The 6,226-nt window shown below is 65.6% G+C and carries 6 protein-coding genes; 2 read left to right on the top strand and 4 right to left on the bottom strand.

The features are described 5' to 3' along the window. The first annotated feature begins 50 nt into the window (after window positions 1–50). Together AC1D29_RS24115 and AC1D29_RS24120 are read left to right on the top strand one after the other, a co-directional pair. A complete protein-coding gene (locus AC1D29_RS24115) occupies window positions 51–221 on the top strand; it encodes a transposase family protein (RefSeq protein ID WP_477902239.1) in 171 nt (56 codons plus the stop codon). Then, window positions 218–469 (top strand): hypothetical protein, encoded by a 252-nt coding sequence (locus AC1D29_RS24120; RefSeq protein ID WP_477902241.1) that lies wholly within the window; start codon window positions 218–220, stop codon window positions 467–469. The genes AC1D29_RS24115 and AC1D29_RS24120 overlap by 4 nt, the downstream gene beginning before the upstream one ends. A 61-nt stretch (window positions 470–530) precedes the next feature. Here AC1D29_RS24120 and AC1D29_RS24125 read toward each other — a convergent pair whose 3' ends face one another. The 4 genes from AC1D29_RS24125 to AC1D29_RS24140 all read right to left on the bottom strand — a co-directional run. After that, window positions 531–2,582 (bottom strand): alpha-L-arabinofuranosidase C-terminal domain-containing protein, encoded by a 2,052-nt coding sequence (locus AC1D29_RS24125; RefSeq protein ID WP_477902243.1) that lies wholly within the window; start codon window positions 2,580–2,582, stop codon window positions 531–533. A gap of 138 nt (window positions 2,583–2,720) precedes the next feature. After that, on the bottom strand, window positions 2,721–4,328 hold the full coding sequence (locus tag AC1D29_RS24130) for a rhamnogalacturonidase (protein WP_477902245.1): 1,608 nt from the start codon (window positions 4,326–4,328) through the stop codon (window positions 2,721–2,723). 173 nt (window positions 4,329–4,501) lie between these two features. Further along, complete coding sequence (locus AC1D29_RS24135) at window positions 4,502–5,851, bottom strand: hypothetical protein (protein WP_477902247.1); 1,350 nt, start codon at window positions 5,849–5,851, stop codon at window positions 4,502–4,504. Further along, the coding region (locus AC1D29_RS24140; protein ID WP_477902249.1) for a hypothetical protein at window positions 5,848–6,226 on the bottom strand (379 nt) is incomplete at its 5' end. The genes AC1D29_RS24135 and AC1D29_RS24140, both read right to left, overlap by 4 nt.

The raw sequence follows: 6,226 nt of genomic DNA on the forward strand, positions 1-6,226 counted from the left end.
GAAGCGGCCGCAGCGCGAACAGCGCCGCCCCGCCCTGCCCACGCTGCATATTGACGGACCGGCCGGGCAGCGGCTTCACGCTGCTCTTCGAGGCGCTCGCCTTGACGCTGTGCCGATCGATTCCGGTCGCGCACGCCGCCGGCCGGTTGCGCATCAACGCGAAGCAGTTGTGCCGCCGGATCGAACACCACGTCGGCGTGGCACGCTCCCAGAAGACATGAACGGCGTCGCCGTGGTCGGCATCAACGACTTGAGTTTCAGGCGTGGCCAGGACTATGTGGCGCTGGTCCATGGCCTGAAAGGGAAACGCCTGCTGTTCATGACCGAGTGCCGCAAGCACGCCACCGTCATCGACTTCAAGGCCGATTTGATAGAGCACGGCGGCGGTCCTGACGACAAACGCCGTGCGCCCGGGAAGCGTGAAATCTCGCTAGGTTCTAAGCTGGCGACATCTGTCCACGCTCGGTGAGCACGCGGTCGCGGTACGCAAGCGGCGCACCCGACCCAAAGCCCGACACCCTCCTAGCGGCCTACTTGGTCGACAGCACCAGCACCGTCACCGAATACGGCGCGAAGCTGTAGCTGAACTGCTTGCCGAGCCCGCTCGCCTTGCTCGCCACCGGCACCACCTTGGTCGGCTCGGCGATGGTGTTGGTATCTTCCTTGTGCGTCGAGCTCAGTACGATTGCCTTGCCTTCGGCCGCCACCTTGACGGCGCCGGCCAGGTCGACCTGCACCGTCTGCGCGTTGCCGATCGCGTTGACGACCTTCAGGTAGATCTCGCCGCGCTGGTCCGACTTGGTCGCCGAGAAGAACATCGTCGGCACCTGCCTGGCCGGCGGCACGTCCTGCGGCGTCTCCTTCTTGGCTTCTTGCTGCCAGGTTTGCATGCTGACCTTCTCGGCGTGCACCGGCAGCGACACATTGCCCAGATAGTTGCTGAACATCTTTTGCGCGTAGTACGACGGCGAACCGTAGCTGGACTGCGCGTTGTAGCCGATCAGGTTGTACTGCCACTGCATGCCGCCCGGGTTCACGTTCACGAACAGCGGCGCGTAGCAGGACATCTCGACGACGTCGGCATTGCGCTCCATGCCGGCCATGAAGGCGGCATCGGCCAGTGCGGCGTGCAGGTTGGTGGTCGGCGTCCCTTCCTGCCCGGCCCATTCGCCGATAAAGATTTTCGGCCCGCTGCGCGCATAACTGTCGTAGCGCGCGGCGTCGTTCATCATCTCCATCGGGTTGAAGTAGTAATGCTCGTCGATCAGGTCGGGGACCCGACTGGTCAACTTCTGTTGCGAGCCAACCCAGTCCTTGCCGTTGACCGTGGAGATCAGCTTGATCTTCGGGTACTTCTTCCTGATGGCGTCGTGGAACTGGGTGTAGCGGCCGTCGTAGGTCTTGTTCTTCTCAAAGCCATCCTCGTTGCCGATCTCGACATAGCGCAGCTTGAACGGCGCCGGATGGCCGTCCTTGGCGCGCTTCGCGCCCCACTTCGTGCTCACGTCGCCGGTCACATATTCGATCTCGTCGAGCGCGTCCTGGACGAAGGGCTGCAGTTCCTTGCCGACCGGGACGGACTCGCCGTTGAGCGCGTAGCCGGCGAACACCGCCAGCACTGGCTCGGCCTTCATGTCCTCGCACCACAGGAGAAATTCGAGCAGCCCCATGCCGTCGGTAGAGCGGTAGCCCCAGGTGCCGGGATTGCCTGGACGCTGGTCGATCGGGCCCAGCGTTTCCTTCCACTTGAAGCGGTTCGTCACGCTGCCGCCTTCGACATAGTTCCCGCCGGGGAAGCGCAGGAAGCCCGGCTTCATGTCGATCATCTTTTGCATCAGGTCGGGCCGGTTGCCGTTCGGCCGGTCCTTGTGGGTCGGCGGAAACAGCGACACCAGGTTGAACCACACCTTGCCCGGACTTTCGGTTGCAAGCACCAGGCGCGCGTCGGCGGTCGGCTTGACGTTCGCACCGGTGGCGAGGGTGACGCTGTAGCGCTTCCATTGGCCGTCGATGCGGCCGCCCTCGGCCTGGGCGTAGATGGTCTTGCCGTCGACGCCTTCAATGCTGAGGGTCAGCGGCACGCCACCGGCGCCGGACGTTTTGGCGTAGAAGCTGGCGCGGTAGCTGGTGTTCGGCGTGACCGGGATGCCCCAGTAGCCAGCATTCGCGATACCGACACGGTGACCCGGCGAAGCGTTCTCGGCGTCGATCCGCAGACTGGTCGTCAGGGCGGTGCCGGCGACCGGGTAACGCTCGTCGAGCGCCATCGCGGCGCTGCCGCCGGCGTCCTGCACCAGCGACCAGTGTTCCGGCGTGGAGCCGTGATTCTTGAAGGCGCGGTTGCGCACCAGTTCCGCATACAGGCCGCCATCGTAGGAAAAGTTGATCTCCTCGGTCATCAAACCGTACAGGGTCGGACTGACCGGTAGGCCAGGCTTGGCGAGGTCGATCCGGACGGTGGTCTGCGCCATCGCCAGCGCCAGCGGGGCGATCAGGGCAACCAGCGACAGCTGGCGGGGGGCGCGGAAGCGGCGTTGCATGATTGGCATGGCGGCGCTGTGCGATGGAATGTTCGAGTTCATGGGTGGGATGGTCCGGTAGTGGTGCTGCGCTTGCGGGCGCTTTTGTGTGAGGTTCGCGGCATCTACACCGCGAACGTGGTAACAAGAACGGAAGGCCAGGCGCTTGGCGGCCGCGAGCCCCTCGGTCGTCCACCTTGTCTACAAGGTCAGCGCATCCACACGCTCCGGGATCTCGCGGTCCGGCATGCCGCGCACATCCCTGGCCGAGAAGTCGCTGACCCCGCGCAGCGCGAACAGCGCCGCCCCGCCCTGCCCGCGCCGCAGATTGACGGCATGGAAGCTGGCGTCTCTGACATCGTCCAGCACGACCGCGGTTCGCCCCTCCGGCTTGACGTAGCCAACCTTGACGTGATGAACCTCGATGGCCTTCACGTGGCGCATGTAAAACGCATACGCCGGCGCCTTGCCGAACATGCCGGGCTCCGGATACCCGTTGGGATTTTCGGGCGGCACCAGCGCGCTCCAGGCCGCATCGCCGCCGCCCTGGGTTTCTATCTGCACATTGCTGATGCGAATGTCCTCGATCAGATGTCCTTCAATCCCGGCGATGGTGCTGGCGTGATTGACGTGCGCACCGGACACCACAATATTGCTGATATTGATGCGCTTGATGGTGCCCACCGGCGGCTGATTCGGTCCGCGCAGGCGCGCGCCCAAGCGTATGAAGATCGGATCGTTCACCACGCCGCGCATGGTGATGTTGGAAATCGTCAGGTCCTCGATGTGCGAACCGTCCACGCTCTCGATCGCCAGGCCGCGGCACTCGTCGAAGATGCAGTTCGTGATGGTGATGTTCTTGAAGTCGCCATTCGATTCGGTGCCCATCTTGATGCGGCCGTATCGCCCCGACCGGTACTCCGGCGCACTGCGCTTGAACGTGCCATCAATCAGGCTGCCCTCGTCGAAATTTCCCGACACCATGCAGTCGGATATCGTGATGTTTTCGCAGTGCTGGATGCGCCCCAGGCCGTAGCTGGCCTTGAGGCAGATCGCATCGTCCCAGGGCGTATTCAGGCTGCAATTCGTGACGCGCACGTTGTTGCACCCGTCGATATCCATGCCGTCGCGGTTGGTGTCGATGGTCAAGTGGTCGATCAGCACATTGCCGCAGCCGGTCGCCAATATGCCGAAATGGCCGCCATGCAAGATCGAGAAATCGCGCAAGATCACGTTGCGGCACTCGCGCAGCGCGATCGCCTTGTCGGCTTCGCCGGGCTGGTCCGGTTTGTCGGTGTAGTAGCCGGTGTACTTGTCGTGGCCGCTGATCAAGCCTTTGCCATGGATCAAGCCACCGCCCACGATGGCCACGTTGTCCAGGCCAATCCCCCAGATCAGGCTGTTTTGCCAGTGACTGTGGCCGTAGTCCTGATAGTTGCCGCCGGCCTCGTTCGGCTCGGGCAGGTCATAGCGCGCCACGCTCGCGTCAACCGCTTCGATCACCGCGCCCGCCTCCAGGTAGAGCGTGATGTTGCTCTTGAGCCTGATTGACGCGGACAGATAGCGTCCAGGCGCGAAATAGACAGTACCCCCGCCCGCTGCCGCTGCGGCCGCAATCGCAGCATTGATCGCCGGCGAGTCGAGCGTGCGGCCATCGCCCTTGGCGCCGAAACGCTTGACGTCGAACAGCGAACTCGTGGGTATGGGCGGCGCCGCCAGCGAGCAAGCCGGCAACGCGGCGACGAGCGCAACGGCCCGTGCCAAAAAATGTCTACGTATGGGCAGCAAGGTGAATTTCCTGAACGCCATTTCTTGAACGCCACGCAACGGGCTGGCAACGACCCAGGCGGTGGGGACCAGCGATGAGCCAACAGCTCGTCGATGCGATTGGCAGACCGCGTTGTCATGCGAGCCCGCCGCCCGAAACCTTCAACGCCACGGCATCGCTGGAATACGCAAGACCTTCCGCAGCCCAGTTTTTCCTAATGACCTTGGGGCAACACCCACTCGATGCCAATGCGGCGCGTGGCCGTTCCGTCGCGCATTTGCGCAGGGTCGGGGGCAGCGGCGGCGGTGGCGGCGGCGCGTGCCAGGCTCACGGCGTCCAGTTCGCGCTCCAGGGCCAGGGCCGGCACACCGCGCACGCCAGCCGCCGTGATCTCGCGGCGCTGCACGAAGCTGCGCACGATCTTGCCGGCGGCATCGATGTCCTGTTCCACGACGACCGTACCCGCGAGCTCGGCACGGCGCGCGAACAGCGGAAAGCCGTTCGCGTCGGTGGCGCCTGGCCCGCTGCGCGGCATATCGGGCAACAGATAGGCCTGCGAACGCACGGCCAGCGCGGTGCGCCAGGCTTGCAGCGCGCGCGGCGCCGTCATCCGTCGGCTGCGCACCTGCTCCTGGCTCCACCAGCGCAGCAGTTCGCAGCGCGATGCAGGTGATTGGCCGGCATAGGTCCAGCCCGCCGCCTGCAGCGCGTTGCGCACCTCGGGGGCAAGGCTGGACGTGTCACCCGGCAGCTTGGCCAACGTGGCGACCAGCTCGTCCTCGAACGCACGGTCCGGCGAGGGCGGCACCTGCCGAGGCGCCTGCCCCCACCGAGCCAGGCGCTCCGCCTCGCCCTGCCACGCGGTGTTGCGCTGCGCTGCGGGCAGCGCCTCGATCAACTGCGCCACCTGCGCCGCAGGCCGTGACTGATCCAGCCCATTGCAGATGCCGGGCGTCTTGAGCGCTTCGATCCAGATCGTGTCGCTGGGCTGCGGTGTCGCATCGGCCTGCCAGAGCGCCACTTCGTTCAGCACGCGATTGCTCAATCGCTGCGCGGCTACCTCGGCGCGCAGCTCACCCTTGCCCTGGGCGGTTTCCTCGGTCAACCATGCCGCCCAGCTGGCCTGGGCGCGCTCACGTTGTTGACGCAGCACATCCTCGGCCACGCTGCGGTGCTCGGGCGAGAGCTTCAGGTCGGCAGGCAACTGGAACATGCCCGCCAGCAAGTCCACCGGCTGGCGCAGCAGTCCCGCATCGCGCTCCAGACGCTCACGCAGCTTGGCCCGCTGTTCGACCATCAAGCGGCGCGCAGCTTCGTCACGCTGCTGGTCGATCAGCTCCTGCGCCATCTGCTTGTTCTTGGCCGCAGCCGCCGCCTTGTCCGGGTTCTGCCCCTCGGCCGCCACGCCGCCAACGCGACCGGGCTCCATGCCGGGAAAGGTGCCCTGAGCCAGCACCGCCGCCGGTGCATGCAGGAGCGCCGCCAGCGCAACCAGCCGCAGAGAAAACCACCGCCCAGAACCCGGCATGACGTCGCCACGACGTCCAACGCGTGATGCTTTCATGAACGCTTCCAGTTCAAGGTTTTGCCCTCGGCCAGCACGGTGCTGCGTTGCCCGTCCACGTCCAGGCTCCAGTCGCGCAGCGCACCCTCGGAGACCTGGGCCGTGTACTGCCCGCCGCTGCGGCCGACCGTGCCGCGTGCCGCGACGTTGCCGTCCAGGCCCACGACCGTGAAGGCCGCGCTCTTGCCGTCAGCCAGCTCGAACACGCGCAGCACCGTGCCGCGGGCGTAGTCGTAGTCCGGCTTCTCGGTCTCGGCGCCCCAGGCGATGACGCTGCCCGGCGCGGCGTAAAGCGGCAACGATAGGAAGCCATGCGTCTCGCGATGCCAGCGGCCGCCCTGCTTCTTCTCGCCGCTGAGCAGATGGGTCCAGGTG

Source organism: Roseateles sp. P1_C6 (assembly GCF_056406315.1).

Excerpts from the sequence above, each read along its gene's own strand:
- AC1D29_RS24120 (WP_477902241.1), top strand. The coding sequence starts at position 218 with ATGAACGGCGTCGCCGTGGTCGGCATCAACGACTTGAGTTTCAGGCGT.
- AC1D29_RS24125 (WP_477902243.1), bottom strand. The coding sequence starts at position 2,582 with ATGAACTCGAACATTCCATCGCACAGCGCCGCCATGCCAATCATGCAA.
- AC1D29_RS24130 (WP_477902245.1), bottom strand. The coding sequence starts at position 4,328 with ATGGCGTTCAGGAAATTCACCTTGCTGCCCATACGTAGACATTTTTTG.
- AC1D29_RS24135 (WP_477902247.1), bottom strand. The coding sequence starts at position 5,851 with ATGAAAGCATCACGCGTTGGACGTCGTGGCGACGTCATGCCGGGTTCT.